At 71.9% G+C, this 19,050-nt stretch carries 19 protein-coding genes; 5 read left to right on the top strand and 14 right to left on the bottom strand.

What is annotated here, in order from left to right; all coding sequences use genetic code 11:
- Positions 1 to 16: 16 nt before the first annotated feature.
- The gene (locus OGH68_RS17115) at positions 17 to 1,057 is read left to right on the top strand and encodes a helix-turn-helix domain-containing protein (protein WP_264244995.1); all 1,041 of its coding nucleotides are present in this window, start codon (positions 17 to 19) and stop codon (positions 1,055 to 1,057) included.
- On the opposite strand, the gene OGH68_RS17110 is transcribed toward OGH68_RS17115, so the two are convergent.
- Entirely contained in the window at positions 1,003 to 1,323 is a 321-nt protein-coding gene (locus OGH68_RS17110; RefSeq protein ID WP_264244993.1) for a hypothetical protein, read from the bottom strand. The two genes, OGH68_RS17115 and OGH68_RS17110, sit on opposite strands and share 55 nt — an antisense overlap.
- Before the next feature lie 79 nt (positions 1,324 to 1,402).
- Positions 1,403 to 2,689, bottom strand: coding sequence for an MFS transporter (locus OGH68_RS17105; RefSeq protein WP_264244991.1), 1,287 nt, complete (start codon positions 2,687 to 2,689; stop codon positions 1,403 to 1,405).
- 43 nt (positions 2,690 to 2,732) lie between these two features.
- Here OGH68_RS17105 and OGH68_RS17100 point away from each other — a divergent pair, with 43 nt between their 5' ends.
- Positions 2,733 to 3,767 carry a GlxA family transcriptional regulator gene (locus OGH68_RS17100; protein WP_264244990.1) on the top strand — a complete coding sequence of 345 codons (1,035 nt, stop codon included), beginning with the start codon at positions 2,733 to 2,735 and terminating at the stop codon, positions 3,765 to 3,767.
- A 103-nt stretch (positions 3,768 to 3,870) separates the two neighbouring features.
- On the opposite strand, the gene thpD is transcribed toward OGH68_RS17100, so the two are convergent.
- The 9 genes from thpD to OGH68_RS17055 form a co-directional block, all read right to left on the bottom strand.
- Positions 3,871 to 4,767, bottom strand: coding sequence for an ectoine hydroxylase (thpD, locus tag OGH68_RS17095; protein WP_264244989.1), 897 nt, complete (start codon positions 4,765 to 4,767; stop codon positions 3,871 to 3,873).
- The gene (ectA, locus tag OGH68_RS17090) at positions 4,764 to 5,348 is read right to left on the bottom strand and encodes a diaminobutyrate acetyltransferase (RefSeq protein ID WP_264244987.1); all 585 of its coding nucleotides are present in this window, start codon (positions 5,346 to 5,348) and stop codon (positions 4,764 to 4,766) included. The genes thpD and ectA overlap by 4 nt, the downstream gene beginning before the upstream one ends.
- Positions 5,345 to 5,755: an ectoine synthase gene (locus tag OGH68_RS17085; protein ID WP_264244985.1), complete on the bottom strand. Its 411-nt coding sequence runs from the start codon at positions 5,753 to 5,755 to the stop codon at positions 5,345 to 5,347. Before OGH68_RS17085 ends, ectA begins: the two co-directional genes overlap by 4 nt.
- A gap of 86 nt (positions 5,756 to 5,841) precedes the next feature.
- Entirely contained in the window at positions 5,842 to 7,119 is a 1,278-nt protein-coding gene (ectB, locus tag OGH68_RS17080) for a diaminobutyrate--2-oxoglutarate transaminase (RefSeq protein WP_264244983.1), read from the bottom strand.
- Between the two features lie 41 nt (positions 7,120 to 7,160).
- The gene (locus tag OGH68_RS17075) at positions 7,161 to 7,439 is read right to left on the bottom strand and encodes a phosphopantetheine-binding protein (protein WP_264244981.1); all 279 of its coding nucleotides are present in this window, start codon (positions 7,437 to 7,439) and stop codon (positions 7,161 to 7,163) included.
- A gap of 12 nt (positions 7,440 to 7,451) precedes the next feature.
- Positions 7,452 to 9,044 carry a class I adenylate-forming enzyme family protein gene (locus OGH68_RS17070; protein WP_264244980.1) on the bottom strand — a complete coding sequence of 531 codons (1,593 nt, stop codon included), beginning with the start codon at positions 9,042 to 9,044 and terminating at the stop codon, positions 7,452 to 7,454.
- Positions 9,041 to 9,475 (bottom strand): 3-aminobutyryl-CoA ammonia lyase, encoded by a 435-nt coding sequence (locus tag OGH68_RS17065; protein WP_264244978.1) that lies wholly within the window; start codon positions 9,473 to 9,475, stop codon positions 9,041 to 9,043. Before OGH68_RS17065 ends, OGH68_RS17070 begins: the two co-directional genes overlap by 4 nt.
- Before the next feature lie 22 nt (positions 9,476 to 9,497).
- Positions 9,498 to 9,980, bottom strand: a complete 483-nt coding sequence (locus tag OGH68_RS17060; RefSeq protein ID WP_264244976.1) for a holo-ACP synthase — start codon at positions 9,978 to 9,980, stop codon at positions 9,498 to 9,500.
- Positions 9,977 to 11,266, bottom strand: coding sequence for a type III PLP-dependent enzyme (locus OGH68_RS17055; RefSeq protein WP_264244974.1), 1,290 nt, complete (start codon positions 11,264 to 11,266; stop codon positions 9,977 to 9,979). The genes OGH68_RS17060 and OGH68_RS17055 overlap by 4 nt, the downstream gene beginning before the upstream one ends.
- Positions 11,267 to 11,475: 209 nt before the next feature.
- On the opposite strand from OGH68_RS17055, the gene OGH68_RS17050 reads away from it, so the two are divergent.
- On the top strand, positions 11,476 to 11,661 hold the full coding sequence (locus OGH68_RS17050) for a hypothetical protein (RefSeq protein ID WP_264244972.1): 186 nt from the start codon (positions 11,476 to 11,478) through the stop codon (positions 11,659 to 11,661).
- Positions 11,662 to 11,709: 48 nt separating this feature from the next.
- Here the strand turns inward: OGH68_RS17050 and OGH68_RS17045 are convergent, their stop codons facing one another.
- The gene (locus OGH68_RS17045; RefSeq protein ID WP_264244970.1) at positions 11,710 to 14,748 is read right to left on the bottom strand and encodes an AfsR/SARP family transcriptional regulator; all 3,039 of its coding nucleotides are present in this window, start codon (positions 14,746 to 14,748) and stop codon (positions 11,710 to 11,712) included.
- A 327-nt stretch (positions 14,749 to 15,075) separates the two neighbouring features.
- On the opposite strand from OGH68_RS17045, the gene OGH68_RS17040 reads away from it, so the two are divergent.
- Both OGH68_RS17040 and OGH68_RS17035 read left to right on the top strand, forming a co-directional pair.
- Positions 15,076 to 16,098 (top strand): NlpC/P60 family protein, encoded by a 1,023-nt coding sequence (locus OGH68_RS17040; protein ID WP_264244968.1) that lies wholly within the window; start codon positions 15,076 to 15,078, stop codon positions 16,096 to 16,098.
- Positions 16,099 to 16,342: 244 nt separating this feature from the next.
- On the top strand, positions 16,343 to 17,059 hold the full coding sequence (locus OGH68_RS17035; RefSeq protein ID WP_264244966.1) for a phosphatase PAP2 family protein: 717 nt from the start codon (positions 16,343 to 16,345) through the stop codon (positions 17,057 to 17,059).
- A 27-nt stretch (positions 17,060 to 17,086) separates the two neighbouring features.
- Here OGH68_RS17035 and OGH68_RS17030 read toward each other — a convergent pair whose 3' ends face one another.
- Together OGH68_RS17030 and OGH68_RS17025 are read right to left on the bottom strand one after the other, a co-directional pair.
- A complete protein-coding gene (locus OGH68_RS17030; RefSeq protein ID WP_413471113.1) occupies positions 17,087 to 18,652 on the bottom strand; it encodes an FAD-binding oxidoreductase in 1,566 nt (521 codons plus the stop codon).
- Positions 18,653 to 18,757: 105 nt separating this feature from the next.
- A complete protein-coding gene (locus OGH68_RS17025) occupies positions 18,758 to 18,925 on the bottom strand; it encodes a hypothetical protein (RefSeq protein ID WP_264244962.1) in 168 nt (55 codons plus the stop codon).
- Positions 18,926 to 19,050: the final 125 nt, after the last annotated feature.

Here is a 19,050-nt window from a genome sequence, read left to right as displayed (position 1 = left end):
GCGGGAGGCGATGGTGATGAAGGGGAACAGCTTCGGGCTTCTCGGGCTGAACAGGGTGGGCGAGCGGGTCTACCGGCGCATGCTGACGGTCCCGGGGGAGGGCGAGCGGGAACTCGCCGAGTCCCTGGGGCTGTCCGGGCAGGAGCTCGCCGTGGCCCTGGTGCGGCTGCGCGCGCTGGGGGTCGTGCGGCCCTCGTCCCAGCCGCCGCACACGCTGCACGCCGTCAGCCCGCAGCTCGGCGCGGAGCTGCTGCTGTCCCGGCAGGAGGCGGCGCTGGGGGCAGCCGAGCAGCGGCTGCGGGAGAGCAGGGCGGCCGCGGCGCGGCTGGTCAGTGAGTTCCCTGCAGGCGCCGGCGACGGGGTGCACGGCGAGATGGAGGTGCTGCAGGGGATCGACAGCATCCGGGACTTCCTTCAGGTGCTCAACTCGGAGGTCAGGGAGGAGATGCTGACCTTCGCCCCCGGTGGTGCGCAGACCGGGGCGAACATGCGGGCGGCCCGTCCGCTGAACCAGCGGCTGCTGGAGCGCGGGGTGCGGATGCGCACCGTCTATCTGGAGAGCCTCCGCCGCGACCGTGCGAGCGTCGCCCACGCCGAGTGGCTCACCCGGCACGGCGGCGAGGTGCGCACGACACCGGTACTGCCGAACCGGATGATCGTCTGCGACCGCGAGGTCGCGCTCGTCGCCGTGGACAGTGAGCAGACCGGTCAGGGTGCGGTGGTGGTGCGGACGCGTGGGCTGCTGGACATGCTCTGCGCCCTCTTCCACGAGACCTGGCAGCGGTCCGCACCGCTCGGCGTGCCGCGCCGGGCCGACGGTACGGGGCTCACGCCGCAGCAGGCGGAGGCGCTGCGGCTGCTGGCCGAGGGGTGCACGGACCAGGCGGTCGCCAAGCGTCTGGGCGTCTCGCCGCGCAGCGCCCGCCGTACGGCCGCCGAGGTCATGGCCCGGCTGGGTGCGCGCAGCCGTTTCCAGGCCGGCGTCCTCGCCGCCCAGCTGGGTCACCTGCCCGGCCCGGACGGTGTCCCGGCGCGGCGGCCCCGGGCGACGATCTGAGCGCCCGCGCGGTTCACCACGCGCACCTGGAGGGCGCCGCAGGAGCAGCGCACCCAGACGGTCGTGCCGGCGGAGGTGCGGTGCCGTGAGACGACCTCGAAGTCGGTGTGACCGTCGGCCCCGCAGTAGGTGCAGAGCGGCTTCGTGGGCTGCTTGGCGGGCGGCTGCGGGACGTGCGGGCGTCGCGCGGCGGGCTGCGGAGGGTTGGGGTGGGGGTGGCGCGCGGTCCGGGCGGTGGTCGCGGGGCCGGTCCAGGTCTGGGTCATGGTGTGCCTCTCATTCCGGGTAGGACGTGTCGTTCCGGGTCGGGCAGGGTGCGAGGAAGAGGAAGTGCGGCGGGCCGGGCTAGGCGGAGCGCGGGGCGCGGACGACCAGGGCCAGCAGGGCGGCGACGAGGCAGATCGCGCTCAGCGTCGTCCACACCACCCCGTACGAGCCGAACAGGTCGCGGGCGGTGGCGCCGAGGAAGGCGGAGGCGCCGGCGCCGAGCTGGTGGGCGGAGTTCGTCCAGCCGAAGACGATGGGGCCGTCCTCGCCGTAGCAGCGGTTGGCGAGGGCGATGACCGGCGGGACGGTGGCGACGTCCACGAGGCCGTAGACGATCACGAAGACGATCATCTGGGGCGTGATCCCCGCGGAGAACACCATCGGCAGCGCGAGCAGGGTCAGTGCGCGGAGCGTGAAGTAGACGGTCAGCAGTCGGCGGGGGTCGAAGCGGTCGGTGAGCCACCCGGAGACGACCGCGCCCAGGGCGGAGAAGATGCCGATCAGTGAGAGCAGCGAGGCGGCGGTGGTCACGTGCATGCCGTGGTCGTGGGCGGCGGGTGCCCAGTTGCTCCACATGATGCCGTTGGTGGAGGCGCCGCAGATGATGAACATCCCGGCCAGCAGCCAGAACGGCCCCGTACGTCCGGCGCGCACCAGCACGTTCACGGTGCGGCGGGCGGCGCCGGTGGCCGGTGCGGGCTTGGGGACGAACTCGGTGGCGCCGTAGGGCTTCATGCCCACGTCGGCCGGGTGGTCGCGCAGCAGGAGCAGCACCAGGGCGGCGACCGCGAGTGCCACGAAGGCGAGGGTCACCACCGGCGGCTGCCAGCCGAAGCTGTCGACGGACCAGGCGAGCAGGGGCAGGAAGATGAGCTGGCCGAGATGGCTGGACGAGCTGAGCGCGCCCGTGACGAGACCGCGGCGGCGGTCGAACCAGCTGTTGGTCACGCTGGCGGCGAAGGTCATGGTGAGGCATCCGCTGCCGAGGCCGATCAGTACGCCCCAGTAGGCGACCAGCTGCCAGGGTGCGGTCATGACGCTGGTGAGCAGGGCGCCGGCGGTGACGAGCAGCAGGGCGCCGACGACGACCCGGCGGATGCCCACCTTGTCCATCAGGGCGGCCGCGAAGGGGGCGGTGAGGCCGAAGAGCACCATGTTGACGGAGGCGGCCAGGGCGATCTGGCCGCGGTCCCAGGCGTACGCCTCGTGCAGCGGGGTGACCAGCAGCCCGGGGACGGTGGTGAAGGCGCCGGCGGTGACGATGGCCGCGCCGGCGACGACTGCGATCAGCCACGCACGGTGCGAGCGCGGCTGGGGCGCGGGCGGTGTGGGGGCGGTCGGTGAGGTCTGTGTCAGCTGAGCCATGTGTCCAGCGTGCTGTGGCGGACACGGCGTTACGAGGGTCTGGATGGACCACATGCGCAAGAATGTGGCCATGCCTGTTTTTACGCGTTCAGACCTGCACCACGTCGCGGTCCTGGCCCGGCAGGTGCTGCTCCCCATCGAGCTGGGCATCGTGCACCAGCTCTTCGGCCAGGCCAGAGCGGGAGCGTCGGCCGACGGAGAGCCGCTGTACGAGGTCGTCACCTGTGCCCTGACCGCCGGGGCCGTGAGGACCGACGGCGACTTCACCGTCAACGTCGACCACGGCCCCGAGGCGCTGGCCGAGGCCGACACCGTGATCGTGCTCTCCTCGTACGAGGACTACGTGCAGGAGACACCGGAACTGGAGGAACCGCTCGCCGAGGCCTTCGCCCGGATCCGCCCCGGCACGCGTATGGCGTCCATCTGCACGGGCGCTTTCGTCCTCGCCTCCGCCGGGCTGCTCGACGGGCGTACGGCGACGACGCACTGGCGCTACACCGAGTTGTTCTCCCGGCTGTTCCCGCAGGTGGAGCTCGATCCGGACGTGCTCTACACCGATGGCGGGGGTGTGCTGACCTCGGCCGGCTGCGCCTCCGGGATCGATCTGTGCCTGCACATGATCCGGCGCGACCACGGGACGGCCGTCGCCAACGACGTCGCCCGCCGCACGGTGGTGCCGCCGCACCGCGAGGGCGGTCAGGTGCAGTACATCCGCCGTCCCGTGCCCGCCCTGTCGGCGCCCGCGACCTCGGCCGCGCGGCAATGGGCGCTGCAGCGGCTCCAGGAGCCGATCACGCTGGGGCAGCTCGCGGCCAGGGAGTCGATGAGCGTGCGGCACTTCAACCGCCGCTTCCGCGACGAGGTCGGCATGACTCCCATGAACTGGGTGAACCAGCAGCGGCTGGAACGCGCCAGGGAGTTACTGGAGGAGTCGGACCTGCCGGTCGACCAGATCGCCGAGCAGGCGGGGTTCGGCACGGCGGCCAATCTGCGCCAGCACTTCCACACGGCGCTGGGCATCTCGCCGAGCGCCTACCGGACGACCTTCCGCGGCCCCGGCGGCGTCCTGCACCCGTGAGGCGTTGAGGCACCACGGAGGCGGGCACGCCGAAGGCGCGGGGCGACTTCGGCAGTCGCCCCGCGCCGGCGGGTCGCACGGTCGTCAGGGACCGGTCAGGGGATCACATACCGCGGGGGAACTCCCGGTTGCCCAGGTGCTGGGGCCGCGGACGAGGTGCCGCGAAGGGCTCCTCCAGCAGGTTCTCGACGCTGTTGTAGACAATGAAGATGTTGGAACGGGCGAACGGCGTGATGTTGCCGTTGGAGCCGTGCAGCAGGTTCGAGTCGAACATCACCGCGGAGCCGGCGGGGCCCGCGATCTGCCGGATGCCGTGCTGGTCGGCCATCCGCGTCAGGTGCTCCTCACCGGGGGAGCCGACGGTGATGCGGTGCACCCTCAGGGACTCCTTGTGGAAGTCGTCCGGGGTCTCGCCGACCGACGGGACGAAGGTCTTGTGCGTGCCCGGCATGACCATCAGCGGCCCGTTGAACTCGTAGTTCTCGCTCAGTGCGATCGACACGCTGAACGCCCGCGGCCGGGGCATGCCGTCCTCGGCGTGCCAGGTCTCGAAGTCCGAGTGCCAGTCGAACTGGGCGCCGCCGAAGCCGGGCTTGTAGTTGACCCTGCTCTGGTGCACGTACACGTCGGAGCTGAGCACCTGCCGGGCGACATCCATCAGCCGGGGGGAGTTCAGCAGGTCGGCGAAGACGGTGCTGACCTTCTCGACCTCGAAGACCGAGCGCAGACGCGCGGAGTCGGGCTCCAGCACGACGCGGTCGCTCGCCAGCAGCGCCGGGTCCTGGCTGAGGCGCCGCAGTTCGGCGCGGTAGGTCTCGACCTCCTGAGGGGGCAGCAGGCTGTCGAAGACGTGGAAGCCGTCGGCGTCGTAGCGTTCCAGCTCGGCGCCGGTGAGCGGGCCGGGGCCGTCGCCCCACACCGTCGGGTCGACGCGCGGCCGGGTGACGGCCTTTCCGGAGACGCGGGTGGGGTACAGGTCGATGCGCTGCGCGACGGTCATGCGTTCTGCTCCTTCTGCTGGGCGGGCGTGCCGGAAAGGGAGGTCTCGTGCCGGTCGGTGCCGGACAGCGGGCCGATGCGGTGGAGCACCTCGTCGTGGTGGCCTTCGCCCAGCCACTCGGCCGGGAAGAGGACCTGTTCGCCGATGTCCGCCCCGCGCTTGCGGGCGTACTGCTTGAGGACCATGAGAATGGCCTTGTTCTCGGTGGAGACGGTCGCCTCCACATAGCGGGCGCCGCGCTCGCGCTGCCGCTCGGCGGCGGCCTCGAAGAGCTTCACGCCGAGGAACGGGATGCCGTGCCGCGGACTGACCGCGGTCTGCCACACGAAGTAGGTGTCGGGCTGGTCGGGGCGCCGGTAGCCGGTGAGGAAGCCGACGATCTCGTCGTCGACGGTCGCCACCAGGGACGAGTCGGCGAAGTCCTTGAACCACAGGACGTAGGAGTAGGGGCTGTTGGTGTCGAGGCCGGGGGTGTTCTCCACCAGGCGCCACACCTCGAAGCCGTCCGCGGGGCGCGGGGTGCGGAAGACGGCCTGCTTACGGGCCGGCGCGGGGCGCTCGGGTACCAGTGCTGTCGTCACGACCGGCCCGCCTCGCTCTCTTCGAGCAGGGGATAGACACCGGACTCGTCGTGGTCCTCGCGGCCGGTGACCGGCGGGTTGAAGACGCAGATGTACCGGGAGTCGGTCCGGGGCCGCAGCGTGTGCCGCTCGTGGCCGTCGAGGAGGTACATGGTGCCGGGGCTGATCAGATGCGTCTCGCCGGTCTCCTCGTCGGTGAGCTCGGACTCGCCCTCGACGCACAGGACGGCCTCGATGTGGTTGGCGTACCACATCCGGGTCTCCGTACCGGCGTAGACGGTGGTCTCGTGCAGCGAGAAGCCGACCTTCTCCCTGGCGAGCACGATGCGTTTGCTCTCCCAGGTGCCGGAGCGTGAGCGGATGTGGCGGTCGGTTCCGGTGATCTCGTCGAGCGATCGGACGATCATGAGTGGTCTCCGTTTCTCGGGTGGGTTCCGGTCCGCGGTGGCTCGGGGTACTGCGGCTCAGCCGTGTTCCCGGACGGCGGTGGCGCTCAGCGGGTTTCCCGGACGGCGCGGGCCAGGATGCTCAGGCCCTCGTCCAGTTCGTCCTCGGTGACGGTCAGCGGCGGCAGGAGCTTGACCACCTCGCCGTGCGCTCCGGACGTCTCGAGGAGCAGCCCCCGTTCGAAGGCGCGCCGGCAGACCCGGGTCGCGCGCTGCGGGTCGTGGAACTCGACGCCCCAGGCCAGTCCGCGGCCGCGGTACCGCGCCACGTCGGCGGTGTGCTCGGTGGCGACGGCGCTGAGCGTCGCCTCGATCTGGTCGCCCCGGGAGAGGGTCTGCTTCTCCGTCTGGCCGTCGGCCCAGTAGGTCCACAGCGCGGCGGTGGCCGTGACGAACGCCGGGTTGTTGCCCCGGAAGGTGCCGTTGTGCTCGCCCGGGCCCCAGACGTCCAGCTCCGGTCTGAACAGGCAGAGGGACATGGGCAGCCCGTAGCCGCTGATCGACTTCGACAGGGTGACGATGTCCGGGGTGATCCCGGCCTCCTCGAAGGAGAAGAAGGGCCCGGTGCGGCCGCAGCCCATCTGGATGTCGTCGACGATCAGCAGCATGTCGTGCCGGCGGCACAGGGCTTCGAGTCCGCGCAGCCATTCGGGCCGGGCCACGTTGATGCCGCCCTCGCCCTGGACCGTCTCGACGATCACGGCGGCCGGCTGGTCGATGCCGGAGCCGGGGTCGGTGAGCAGCCGTTCGAACCACCGGAAGTCGGGGGCCCGGCCCCGGTCGTCGTCGAGGTAACCGTCGTAGGGCATCGTCGTGCCGTGCGTCAGCGGTACGCCCGCCCCGGCGCGCTTGAAGGCGTTGCCGGTCACCGCCAGGGCTCCCAGCGACATCCCGTGGAAGGCGCCGGTGAAGGACACGACCGTCTCGCGACCGGTGACCTTGCGGGCCAGTTTCAGGGCCGCTTCCACGGAGTTGGTGCCCGTCGGGCCGGGGAACATGACCTTGTAGGCCAGGTCACGCGGCTGGAGGACGACGTCCCGGAAGGACGTCAGGAAGTCGCGCTTCGCCGAGGTGGACATGTCCAGCGCGTGGGTGACGCCGTCCCGTTGCAGATAGTCCAGCAGGGCACGTTTGAGTACGGGGTTGTTGTGGCCGTAGTTGAGGGCGCCCGCGCCCGCGAAGAAGTCGAGATAGGTGTGACCGTCCTCGTCGTACAGGTGGGAGCCCCGTGCGTGGTCGAACACCGCGGGCCAGCCGCGGCAGTAGCTGCGGACCTCGGACTCCAGGGCTTCGAAGACGCTCTGGTCCGGCATGGTGATCGTCATGCTGTCCTCCTTCTGTGGTCGTGGGGAGGCGGCACGGGCGGTCAGGCCGCGGAGGCCGTGGGGGCCGTGGGGGCGAGCGGCGCGGAGAGCACGAAGTCGGTGAAGGTGTCCACCGACTCGAAGTCGTCCACGTCCAGTTCCTCGGGGTCGACGACGAGCCCGATGGAGTCCTCGAGCGCCATCAGCATTTCGAGCATCGTGGTGGAGTCCAGGTGCAGGTCGTCGAAGAGCCTGATCTCTCCGCGCAGGCCGGTCACCGGCCGTTCCAGCACGTCGGTCAGCGCCGACTCCAGGGCCTGGACGACATCCTTGCGGTCCATGGGGGTTCTCCTTCAGTGCGGTTGCGGATGGTGCGGTGCGGTGGCCGTGGCGGTGGCCGGGCTCGTAGCGGGGCTCGTGGCTCCGGCCGTGGCCGGGCGGGAGGCGTCGGCGGAGACCAGGGACGCCAGCCGCCGCCGGTCGACCTTGCCGTTGCCGTTGACGGGCAGTTCGGGGAGCCGCACACAGCGGCGGGGGACCTTGAACGGCTCGATCTGTTCACGCATGAGGGCCAGCAGCTCGTCGGTGGGCAGCTCGCTGACGACGGCGAGCAGTGCCGGTTTCCCGTCCCGCGGGGGCAGCACGGCCGCCGCGGACACCTGCGGGACGCGGCGTGCCGCCGCTTCGACCTCGGTGCAGCTGACCCGGAAGCCGCGCTCCTTGTACAGGTCGTCCCGCCGGCCGGAGAAGTAGACGTAGCCGTCCTCGTCCATCCAGCCGTAGTCGCCGGTGCGCAGTTCGGGGAAGAGGCCCTCCGCGCGGTGGAAGCGCTCGGCCGTCAGCTCGGGCCGGCGCCAGTAGCCGGCCATGACGTGCGGGCCCCGTACGACGAACTGCCCGATCTCGCCCGGGGGCAGGCGTTCGCCCGTGTCCGACGCCACGTACATCTCCGTGCCGGCCAGCGGCAGGCCGCTGGACCCGGGGCGGTCGAGGTCCCCGTCCGGTGGCATGATCGCCGCCCGCTTGCACTCGGTGAGGCCGTACATCACCTGGACGCGCAGGCCGGGCAGGGCGGAGCGCAGTGCGGTCATGGTCTCGGCCGGCAGTGCGGCACCGGTGTTCGTCAGCAGGCGCAGTCCCGCCGGGCCGCCGCGGCCCGGGCCCGACCTGGACAGCAGCCACGCCAGCCGGTCGCTGACCGAGGGGACGCCCGCGAGCACGGTCGCGCCGCTGCTCTCCAGGCTCCGCAGCAGCGGGGGTCCCGCCTCCGTGGGCGTGGCGAGCCGTACCTGTGCGCCGCTGAGCGCCGCGAGGAACAGCTGGTAGAGGCCGTAGTCGAAAGAGAGCGGCAGCGGGCAGAAGACGATGTCGTCGGCGCGGTAGCGCAGGCTCTGCTGGATGGCGGAGGCCGCGAACAGCATCTGCTGATGGGTGCTCACCACGGCCTTGGGCAGCGACGTCGTCCCCGAGGTGTAGATCAGGCAGACCGGGTCGACGCCAAGGGTGCCGGGCTCGGGCAGCGGGCCGGATGCCGCCGGCTCCAGCAGCTCGGCCGGTGACACGCATGCCGTGCCGGTCGCCCGGGCCGTGTCCCGGGCCTCGTCGGCGTCGGTGACCAGCAGGACGGGTTCGCTGTCGCGGAGCACGTGCTCCAGGGGGCCGCCCCGTACCTGCTCGTGCAGGACGCTGAAGACCGCCCCGAGCCGGGAGAGCGCGTAGAGCGCCGTCGCGGTCGACGGGCCGTCGGACGCCGAGATCACCACGCGGTCGCCGCGCCGTACGCCCCGTCCTTCGAAGACGGCGGCGGCCTGCCGGGAGGCGGCTGCCAGCTCGCGGTAGGTGAGGCCGCGCCGGTGGTCGGTGAGGGCCACGTGCTCGGGGAAGCGGGCGGCGGCGCGGTCGAGGATGTCGTGCAGCAGCCGCGGCTGCTGTCCGTCCGGGCTCATACGGCCGCCTCCTCGGCGGTGGCGTCACGAGCCACCAGCGGTGCCACGGTCGTGGCGGTGGCACTGCAGACCAGCTGGGGGCCGGCGAGGGCCTGAGCGGCGCTCGGCGACGCGCCGGGGCGTGCCGAGATCACCTTGTGGGCCTCGAGTTCCACGACCCGGCGCAGGCGGGTGCGGCGGACGAGGGTGGCGCGGGCCTCGATGTAGTCACCGGGGTGGACGGGAGCGGTGAAGCGGACGTTCTCGTACTGGGACAGCAGGCCCTCGTCGCCGTCGACGCGCACGGTGATCTCGGTGACGAGGTCGCCGAAGAGCCGCAGGACGGAGGCGCCGTCGATCAGGTCGCCGCCGTAGTGGGCGTCGGCCTGGCTCATGCGTTTGCGCAGGAAGGCCGTGGTGGGCTCGGTGGGTTCTTCTTCCGGTGTGTTCATGGAGAGGGACTCCTCCCAGTGGTCACGTGGCGTTCTTCTCGGTGTCTCGGGCTTCTCGGGCTTCTCTGGCATCTGGGGGCTTCTGGGGCGCGATGCTGACGGCGACAGCGGCCACGACGTCCTTCTTGTGCGCGATGGACAGGGCCACCTGAGGCAGCGACAGACCGGCGGTGCGGCCGGTGAAGCGGACCGCCGGGGCGCCGGCGCCGGTGCGGTCGATGCTGATCTCGCACGGGGCGACACCCTGGAAGAGGCCCCGGCCCAGTGCCTTGAGGACGGCCTCCTTGGCGGTGAACCGGCCGGAGAGGAACTCCAGCCGCCGTCCGGGCGACATCCCGGCGGCGAGCGCCAGCTCCTCAGGGGTGAACGTGTAGCGCAGGAACCAGTCCCGCTCGGCGAGCCGGCTCAGCTCGGTGCGGTCCAGCACGTCGAGTCCGATGCGCAGCCCCGGAGGCAGCAGGACCCGGTCCGCCGCACTGGTGTGCGGCGGCGCGGAGGCGGTCATGTGCGCTCCCCGCTGCCGAGGTCGACCAGTCGCTGACGGCGGAGCATGTCCTCGGGAGTGTCCCTCTCGCGCACCAGATGGGCCTCGCCGCCGTGCACCATCACCTCGGCCGGGAAGCCGTGGCTGAGGAAGAGCCCGGGAGACGCGCTGGGTCCGTACGCGCCGGACCGTTCGACGCCCAGCAGGTCGCCCGGTCGCACCTGAGGCAGCGGCACCTTCTTGGCCACCACGTCGTTGGGGGTGCACAGCGGGCCGGTCAGGGAGTAGTTGCGTGCCGCCGCGTCGTCGGGCCGGTTCAGGTGCCGCACCGGAAAGTTGCGCTTGACGAAGCTGCCGATGCCGACCGCGGCCATGTGGTGGTTGGTGCCGCCGTCGGCGACCACGAACCACTCGCCCATGGACTGCTTCACATAACGGGCGCGCACCATGTACGTGCCCGCGCGCGCGGTCAGGTACCGCCCCAGTTCCATGATCACGCGGCAGCCGGGGTGCCGTGCGGTGAAGGGCAGGACGGCTTCGCGCATCCCGGCACCGAGGGCGGCCACGTCCGGATCGCTCTCGCCGTCGAAGTAGGCGACTCCGAGGCCGCCGCCGACGTCCACGGTGCGCAGCGGGACGCCGAGTTCGCCGGCGAGCTCCTCCGCGGTGGCGAGGATGCTCCGGGTGTTGTGCACGACGTCCGCCGCGTCCAGGATCCGGGTGCCCATGTAGGCGTGCAGGCCGATGACCTCGACGTGCCGCAGTGCGGCCAGCTCCTCCTTGGAGCGGCGCACGGTCTCCTCGTCGATGCCGAACTGCCGGGGCTTGCCGCCCATGGAGAGTCCGGACCCCTTCGTGGCGAAGGCCGGGTTGACCCGCAGCATCGCCGGGAACGTGCCGTGTCCGGTCCGCTCCAGCAGGGCGTCCAGGTCGTGGAGTTCGGCGATGGACTCGCAGACCACGGCGTGGACGCCCGCCTCGACGCAGGCGGTGAGCTCACGCTCGTCCTTGCCGGGGCCGAGGAAGATGATGTCCTCGGGCGCGATGCCGGCCCGCAGCGCGGTGACCAGTTCGGTGTACGAGGAGACTTCGGCACACGCGCCCAGCGTGCCGAGGAAGGCGCACACGCTGATGTTGGGGTTGGCCTTGAGCGAGTAGAAGATGTCGATCTCTTGCGGGAGAGCTTCGCGCAGGGTTCGGAACGTGCTGTCGAGAACGTCGGTGTCGTAGACGAACAGCGGGGTTCCGAAGCGTTCGGCGAGTGCTGACACAGGGATGCCCTGCATGCGGATTTCTTCGGCGCTCATGTCTTCTCCTCCTTGCCGCCGCCTGAACACTGGCAGCCGCCGGCAGCACGGTGGAAGACAAAACCGCTGGTCAATAGCGTCCATGGCCTATTGAGCCGGAGGTGGACGGCAGGGGGATCGGCAGGGTGTCGAGGCGGTATCGGCCCGGGAAGGCGAAGCGCCAGCATCAGTGACGCAAGAGGGAGACCCGATCCTGAAGGAGACCTGGAATGCGCACCAAGCTCACCACTGTCGTCTCGCTCGTCGCGGCCGGGGCGTTCGTCTGCGTGCTGGCCGGCCCGGCGCAGGCCGCCACCGCCGACTCCGGCTGGCAGTCGGCGGGACCGGTCAGCACGAGTGCCGCGCCCGCGACGGACGCCCCCCTCGACACCGAGGACAACAACGGCAACAGCTGACCCGGGGACGGGCGGACGGCCGTCACGGTCTTCCTGGGCGCAGGCCGCTCAGGAGGGCCGGTACAGGCTCTCCGGCACCCCCATGCGGGAGTAGAGCAGGTCGCCGGCGCCGCGGTACGCGGCTGCCGCGTCGTCGTCCCCGCTCGCCCCGCAGGCGGCGGCGAGCCCGCTCAGGGCCTCGGCCTCCTCGTACCGCAGCTCCATCTGGGAGGCGATGTCGAGGGCCAGCCGGTTCTGCCGCAGCGCGGCGGGGAAGTCGCCGCCGGCCTGGTGGGCCCGGGCGGCGGAGAGGTGCACGGTCGCCCGGTGGATGTCGTCCGTGCTCCGGACCGCCTCCGCCAGCGCGTGCAGGGCGCTTTCCCTGGCGCTCGCCGTACGGCCCATCCGGAGCAGCACGTCGGCGCGGCGGGCGAGCATGACCGGCAGGACCGACGGCATCCGCAGCTGCTCGCAGCGCTCCACGGCCTCGTCGGCGCGGCCGAGTGCCTCCTCGTGGCGGCCGGTGCCCTCCAGCGCCCTGGACAGATAGGCGAGGGCGTCCACCGACAGCTGTATCTCGCCGATGGAGTCGAAGACCACGAGCGCCTGCCGCGCCGCCTCGACGGCCTCGTCGAACTGGCCCAGCCGCGCCCGCACATGGCTCATGGTGGACAGTGACGAGCCGTCGAGCCGTGCGAAGCCCGTCGCCCGCGCCGTGCGGTTGGCCTCCTCGCTGAGCTTCAGCGCGTGCCGGAGTTCACCCAGGCTGTTGTACGCCTGACCCAGCCTGGCCTTGCATTCGGCCGTGCTGCGCGCGTCGTCCATGGAGCGCGAGATGTCCAGGGCGTCCTCGAGGCGGGCGACGGCTTCCCTGATGCGGCCGAGGCGCCACTGCCCCATGGCCAGATTGGTGAGGTTGAGCCGCGTCAGCGCGGGGTCGGCCAAGGTCTGTGCGGCGCCGACGCCGGTTTCGAGTGCCACGTTCGCTTCCAGGTCGTAACTGCGGATGCTCGAGTGGAAGCCCAGTTCGCGCGGGAGCCGTCCCGCGTGCCGCAGCAGCCCGTGGCCACGTGCCATGTCCACCGCGGCCAGCAGGCTGTCCCGGTGCTGGTCGAGCCATTTGAGGGCGGCGTCCCGGGTGCGGAACGCGGGCAGTGTGCCAGGGGGTCCGCCGTTCGGGCCGCTGTAGCGGGTCCTGCCGGGGAAGAGGGTGTCGCCGGCGTTCTCCGCCCGCGCCAGGTAGTGGTCGAGCAGGCGTTCCACGGCATCGGTGTCCTCGGGGCCCGGCTCGCCCTGGGCGAGCCGCCGCGCGAAGTGCCGCACCAGGTCGTGGAAGGCGTACGCCCCTGGTTCCCGGGCCTCCAGCAGGCGGACGTCGACGAGCCGCTCGAGCACGTCCTCGGCGTCCGTCGTCCCGCGGCCGAGGAGTGCGCCGGCCTCCTCCACGTCGATGTACCGGCCGGGGTGGTGGCCGAGCAGTCTGAAGGCCCTGCGGTCCTGCCGGGGCATGGACTCGTACGACAGGGACAGCGCACCGGCGACGCCGCGGTCCTCGCTGGACAGTTCGTCGAGGCGCCGTCCGTGGTCCCGGAGCCGGTCGACCAGGTGCTGGACGGTCCACCGGGGCCGGTTCGACAGCCGCGCCGCGGCGATGCGCACCGCCAGGGGCAGTCCGCCGCACAGCCGCAGCAGCTCGGCGGCTGCGTCCGCCTCCCGCTCCAGCCGTTCCCCGCCGAGGGTGTGGCGCAGGATCTCGTGGCTGTCCGGTTCCGGCAGGGCGCCCAGCGACAGCCATTCCACGCCGTCCAGGTCGGTCAGCCGGGGGCGGCTGGTGATCAGGGTGAGGCTGTCGGGAGAGGCGGGGACGAGAGGGCGGACCTGTTCCGCCGTGTCGGCGTTGTCCAGCACGAGCAGCATGCGGCGGCCCCGCATGTAGGACTGCCACAGGGCGTGGCGCCCCGCGGGGACGCCGGGGATCTCCTCGCTGCAGATGCCGGCGGCGGCCAGCAGGTCGCCCTGGGCCCGGAACGCGCTGAGCGGTTCCTGCCCCGGGGTGAATCCCCGCAGGTCGACGAAGAGCTGGCCGTCCGGGTAGCGGTGCGCCAGCTGGTGGGCCGCGCGCACGGCCAGCGCGGTCTTGCCGCCGCCGCCCATGCCGTCGACGGCGATCACGGTCGGCGTGCCCGGCGGTGTGTGTTCGACGACCGCGTGGATCCGTTCCAGCTCAACGGCGCGGCCGGAGAAGTCCGGCACGTCGAAGGGGAGCGCCTGGGGCACCACGGCCGCCGGGGGTGCGGTGCCGGCGCGGGCGGCCCCCCGCCGGGCCGGGGCGAGGGAGGGCTCCTGCCGGAGGATGTGCGCCTGCAGCTCGCACAGTTCCGCGCTGGGGGCGATGCCGAGATCCTCGTCGAGGAGGTCCCGGATCCGGTTGAACTCGTCGAGGGCCGCCGCCTGCTGACCGGTGTGGTACAGGGCCAGCATCAGCCGGCCGCGCAGTGTCTCGCGCAGCGGGTACTGCGCGGCCAGGGCGCGCAGTTCGCCGATGACCGCTGCCGCCTCACCGGCTTCGATGGCCAGTTCGTACAGCCGCTCGGCGGCGCCGAGCCGCTGTTCCTCGAGCGCGGTGGACGCCGCGTCGACGACCCGGCCGCCCTCTCCCGCGAGGACGGGGCCGCGCCACAGCTCCAGCGCCGAGCGCAGACGGGTGACTGCCAGGTCGGGTTCCCCGTTCTCCTGGGCCGTCTGCGCCGCGCGTAACAGGTCCTGGTAGCGGAGCAGGTCGAGTTGCCCGGGGGCGACGGAGATGCGGTAGCCGGGGCCGTCGGTGTGGATCACGGCGGCCCCGCCCGGTATTCGGCGGCGCAGTTCGGCCACGGCCTTGCGGATCTGGTGTGCCGCGCTCCCGGGTGGGTCCTCGTCCCAGGCGGCCTCGACGAGGCGCGGGACGGGGACCACGCGGCCGGCTTCGAGCAGCAGCACGGTGAGGGTGCGGCGGCGCACCGCCCCGTTGATGAGGACGGGCTCGTTCCGGTCCCGGATCTCCAGCGCTCCGAGAACGTTGAAGCGCAGTCTGTGGTGCACGCCGGTGTCGTCCGTCTCCGAAGTCATCACGCGCATCAGGCACCCCCCGCGGACCACGCCTCTCTTCAGGCACGTGCTGGGATCCTAGGCAGACGAGGGGCGTGTCCGCACCGGTGCGCCGGGAGGCGGCAGCGGTGGCAGGGGTCCGCCAACTGCCTTTCCGCGCTGGTCAGAAGCGTGTGGCTGAGCGCCGGGCGTTCCGGAGGTGCTGTCCGGGTGTCCACCTGCCGGACGCCTCGCCCGCTCGGCCGGCGGACGCCTCCCGGGCGGGGCCGCCGGTGGGGCCCTCGGCGGACACCCCTGCCGCCTACACTGACGGCGGGTGGACTACCAGGCGTCGAGAGGCGGTTGACGGTGCGTAAGGCGTGGCTGGTCGCTGGGCTCTCGATCGGGTTCTGTCTCTGCTTCGTCGCGCTGCTCGTCGTCGGGACGTACTCGGCCGCGGCCGGGCTGCTCGGCGGGAACGCCAAGAACGCGGCCGTGGGGCTGGCGAAGGGGGCCGTGCCCGCGAAGTACCAGTCGCTGGTGCAGACGTGGGGGAACCTCTGCCCGGCCATCAACCCGGCGCTGCTCGCCGCCCAGCTGTACCAGGAGAGCGGCTGGAACCCCAGGGCGCAGAGCCACGCCGCGGCGCAGGGCATCGCGCAGTTCATCCCGGGCACCTGGGCGACCCACGGCATCGACGGGGACAAGGACGGCGACCGCGACGTGTGGGACCCGGCGGACGCGATTCCGTCGGCGGCTTCGTACGACTGTGAACTGGCTGGATATGTTCGCAAGGCGCCGGGTGATCCGACCGACAACATGCTTGCCGCGTACAACGCGGGGGCCTATGCGGTCATCAAGTACGGCGGTGTTCCTCCGTACCGCGAGACGCAGAACTACGTGAAGGTCATCCGGACCCTGGAGAAGAGTTTCGCCAAGCCGGTGGGGCGGGTCGAGCCGTCCCGGCAGGCGGCCGGGGCCATCTACTTCGCGCAGCAGAAGCTGGGCACCAAGTATCTGTGGGGCGGGAACGGAACGCCCGAGCAGGGCGGCCGTTTCGACTGCTCGGGTCTCACGCAGGCGGCTTACCGCACCGTGGGGATCGAGCTGCCGAGGGTGGCGAACGACCAGTACAACGCGGGACCGCACCCTTCCCGCGACGAGCTGCTCCCCGGCGACCTGGTCTTTTTCTCCGACGATCTGAACAACTCGCGCGCCATCCGGCACGTCGGGCTGTACGTCGGCGGCGGGTACATGATCAACGCTCCGTACACCGGCGCGGTGATCCGTTTCGACAAGATCGACACACCGGACTACTTCGGTGCGACACGCGTCACGGAGGACGGTGCGCGCGCACTGCCGACGGACCTGCCGAAGGCTCCGGAAGCGTGAGGCGCCAGGGCGCGTTGGCCGGAAAGCGACTCCTGCGGCAGGGCTCTGAGCTGCGGCGACGTGTCACTCTTCGATAACGTGATCGTGTTTGTTCGGTGGATGAGGGAACGCGGCCACCGTTCCTGTCGTTCCCTGTGCAGAGATGGCCGCACTGACCATGCAGCGGGTACCGCACCACCACGGGGGTTGATGAGCGGCGCACAGGCAGGTGCGCCGGCAGGCACAAGGCAAGGGGCCGCAGCAGATGGCTGGACTCGCAGCAGACGGGCTGAACCCGGATGTCGGCCTGCTCTACGACATCAACGGCCTCGCCAAGGACGCACCCGCCTGGTTCGACCGGACCATGGAGTTCGTCGGCGAGTACGGGATCATGCTCGCGATGGTGCTGGTGGTGCTGTGGTGCTGGTGGAGCGTGCGCCGGCGCGGCACCGCGGAGGAGTCGGTGTCGGCGGTCGCCGGACTGATCTGGACCCCGCTCGCGGCCGGGATCGCGCTGTTGATCAACATCCCCATCCGGGGCTTCGTGGAGAGACCGCGTCCCTTCCTCGACCATGAGGGCATCGAGATCCTCGTCAAGGGAAAGACCGACTACTCGTTCGTGAGCGACCACGCGACGATCGCGATGGCGATCGCCGCCGGGCTGTTCATCGCCCACCGCAGGTTCGGGCTCGCCGCTCTGGGCCTCGCGGTCGCCGAAGGTTTCTGCCGGGTCTACATGGGCGTGCACTACCCGACCGACGTCATCGGCGGGTTCGCGCTCGGCACGGCGGCGGCGCTGCTGCTCGCGCCGCTCGCCCTCGCGCTGCTCACCCCGTTGGTGTCGGCGATCGCGGCCTCGCGCCACTTCGGGTGGGTCGTACGGTCGAAGCGTGCCGCGGCCGGGACCGCGCCGCGGGCGGAGACGCTGGGCATCCCGGACCCACGGGCCGACGGCCCCGGAGAGAACGGCCTCGCCGCCTGACCCGCGGCACGGACGTGCGGCCGGGGCCTACAGCGCCTGCGGGAAGTCGAAGAGGCGGTCGGGGTCGTACTGCCTCTTCAGGCGGGTGAGCCGGTCGAGGGCCGGGCCGTAGTAGGCGCGGCGCCAGTCGGTGAGAGTCGGGTCGGCGTAGTTCTGGTACGCCGCTCCCGACGCGTACCGGCGCATCGACGCATGGGTGTCCTTCAGCCACGCCTGCTGGGAGGTTCCCTCCGTGCCCGGCCGCCAGGCGGCGATGTACTGGGCCAGCATCCGCGAGCGCCGGTGCACGAACGACGTCGCCAGCGGATCGACCCGGTTGATCGCGCCGCCGAGCGCGGTCAGCGCGATCGAACCGCCGCCGCCGCTCGCGCCGGCCGGGATGCGGGTGAACGCCTCCGCCGCCGCGATCAGCGCGCGCCGCCCGCCGGCCGTGATGTCGCGGTCGTAGAAGTCGGAGGCCGAGGCGTACGTCTCCCGGGGCAGCGCGCCCTGCCGGTCACGGCCCGGGGTGGTGCCCGGCAGCCGGCACTGCTCCTCGGTGAGGGAGAGGCAGTTCGCGTAGCCGAGCATGGCGTCGCGGTAGCTGCGGGGGCGCAGGGCGACGGAGGAGGCGGGCGAACCGACCGCGTCCGCGAGCCGGTCGAGCGCGTTCTGCAGATCGCCTTGACTGCCGAGCGTGAAGGCGGCGACGGACAGGGTGGGGCGGGAGCCGCCGGGGCCGGCGGCGAGGTGGAGCGACGACCAGATCTCGTCCGGCTGGCCGGGGCCCCAGCGCTGCCAGGCGGCGAGCACCGGCTCCGCCTTCTGCCAGGGCCAGTTGAGGAACGCGGAGACGGTCTCGGGCGCCGGGTGCGTACGGAAACGGAACCCGGTCACGACGCCGAAGTTGCCGTTGCCCGCGCCGCGCAGTGCCCAGAAGAGGTCCTTGTTCTCGTTCGCGCTCACGACCAGCCGCTTGCCGTCGGCGGTGACGATCGTGGCCTCCGTCATGCTGTCGCAGGTCAGCCCGTAGGCGCGGGAGGTGACGCCGTGCCCGCCGCCGAGGGCGAGGCCGGAGAGGCCCACGGTGGGACAGGAGCCGGCGGGGACGGTACGGCCGTGCCGGGCGAGGGTGTTGTAGACGTCGACGAGTTTGGCGCCGGCGCCGATCGAGCCGTCGGCCCCGATCCGGTCCAGTGACGACACGTCGATGACGAGGCGCCCGTTCCCGGACGACCAGCCGCCGTAGGAGTGGCCGCCGTTGCGGATCGACACGGGGGTGCCGTGCGCCTTCGCGTAGGCGAGGCACTCGCGCACGTCGTCCTCGCCCGCCACATAGGCGACGGCCGCCGGCTTCAGCGAGTCGAAGCGGGTGTTGTACAGCTGCCGCGAGCTCGCGTAATCCGCGTCCCCGGGCCGGATCAGCCGGCCGTCGAGACCGCGGGCGAGTGCGGCCCAGTCCGGGGCGGCGGCCGTGCCGGAGGACGGCGTCGGCGGGGTACGGGTGGGGACGGGGGTGCGCGTCGGGGCGCCCGTCTCCTGGCCCGTGCAGCCGGCGGCGGCGCTCGTGGTCAGGGCGACGACAGCGGTGGTCAGCAGCGATCGCCGGTCCAGCTCCATGGAACCTCCTGGGGAACGAGACGGCTCCCGTGACCGGTGGGTTCCCGTCGCGGTCGGGTCGCCGGGCACAGCGGGGCATGTCGCCGGGGTGCCACCGGCTCACGGCTCCGAGGTGTGCGACCTGGCGTCCGTCCGGGCCGTGTCGCGGGAGCGTCTGGCCGGGCCCGACCAGCCGCAGCTGCAACGGGCGACGGCGAAGGAACCGCGCTCGACGGTCGTGGTGAGGTGCGTCGCCGGCTCACCGGCCGACAGGTCCTGCTGGGGCACAGGTCAAAGGTACTGCCGCGGCAGCGGCCGTAAACCCCGGGTGCTCCGCGTGACGAGGTGCCCGGGCCCGTCGTTATGCGAATGGGTGTCCCAGGCCCCCGGGGCCGAGGGCAAGGGTGAGTCCC

This window comes from Streptomyces peucetius, assembly GCF_025854275.1.
Classification (GTDB): Bacteria; Actinomycetota; Actinomycetes; order Streptomycetales; family Streptomycetaceae; genus Streptomyces; species Streptomyces peucetius_A.
This window is presented reverse-complemented; position numbering and strand designations above follow the sequence as displayed.

Coding starts and splice junctions, on each gene's coding strand:
- OGH68_RS17060 (WP_264244976.1), bottom strand. CDS start 9,980: ATGACCGCCTCCGCGCCGCCGCACACCAGTGCGGCGGACCGGGTCCTG.
- OGH68_RS17050 (WP_264244972.1), top strand. CDS start 11,476: ATGCGCACCAAGCTCACCACTGTCGTCTCGCTCGTCGCGGCCGGGGCG.
- OGH68_RS17055 (WP_264244974.1), bottom strand. CDS start 11,266: ATGAGCGCCGAAGAAATCCGCATGCAGGGCATCCCTGTGTCAGCACTC.
- OGH68_RS17065 (WP_264244978.1), bottom strand. CDS start 9,475: ATGAACACACCGGAAGAAGAACCCACCGAGCCCACCACGGCCTTCCTG.
- OGH68_RS17100 (WP_264244990.1), top strand. CDS start 2,733: ATGGACCACATGCGCAAGAATGTGGCCATGCCTGTTTTTACGCGTTCA.
- thpD (WP_264244989.1), bottom strand. CDS start 4,767: ATGACCGTCGCGCAGCGCATCGACCTGTACCCCACCCGCGTCTCCGGA.
- OGH68_RS17075 (WP_264244981.1), bottom strand. CDS start 7,439: ATGGACCGCAAGGATGTCGTCCAGGCCCTGGAGTCGGCGCTGACCGAC.
- OGH68_RS17035 (WP_264244966.1), top strand. CDS start 16,343: ATGGCTGGACTCGCAGCAGACGGGCTGAACCCGGATGTCGGCCTGCTC.
- ectB (WP_264244983.1), bottom strand. CDS start 7,119: ATGACGATCACCATGCCGGACCAGAGCGTCTTCGAAGCCCTGGAGTCC.
- OGH68_RS17110 (WP_264244993.1), bottom strand. CDS start 1,323: ATGACCCAGACCTGGACCGGCCCCGCGACCACCGCCCGGACCGCGCGC.
- OGH68_RS17115 (WP_264244995.1), top strand. CDS start 17: ATGAAGGGGAACAGCTTCGGGCTTCTCGGGCTGAACAGGGTGGGCGAG.
- OGH68_RS17045 (WP_264244970.1), bottom strand. CDS start 14,748: ATGACTTCGGAGACGGACGACACCGGCGTGCACCACAGACTGCGCTTC.
- OGH68_RS17085 (WP_264244985.1), bottom strand. CDS start 5,755: ATGATCGTCCGATCGCTCGACGAGATCACCGGAACCGACCGCCACATC.
- OGH68_RS17105 (WP_264244991.1), bottom strand. CDS start 2,689: ATGGCTCAGCTGACACAGACCTCACCGACCGCCCCCACACCGCCCGCG.
- OGH68_RS17070 (WP_264244980.1), bottom strand. CDS start 9,044: ATGAGCCCGGACGGACAGCAGCCGCGGCTGCTGCACGACATCCTCGAC.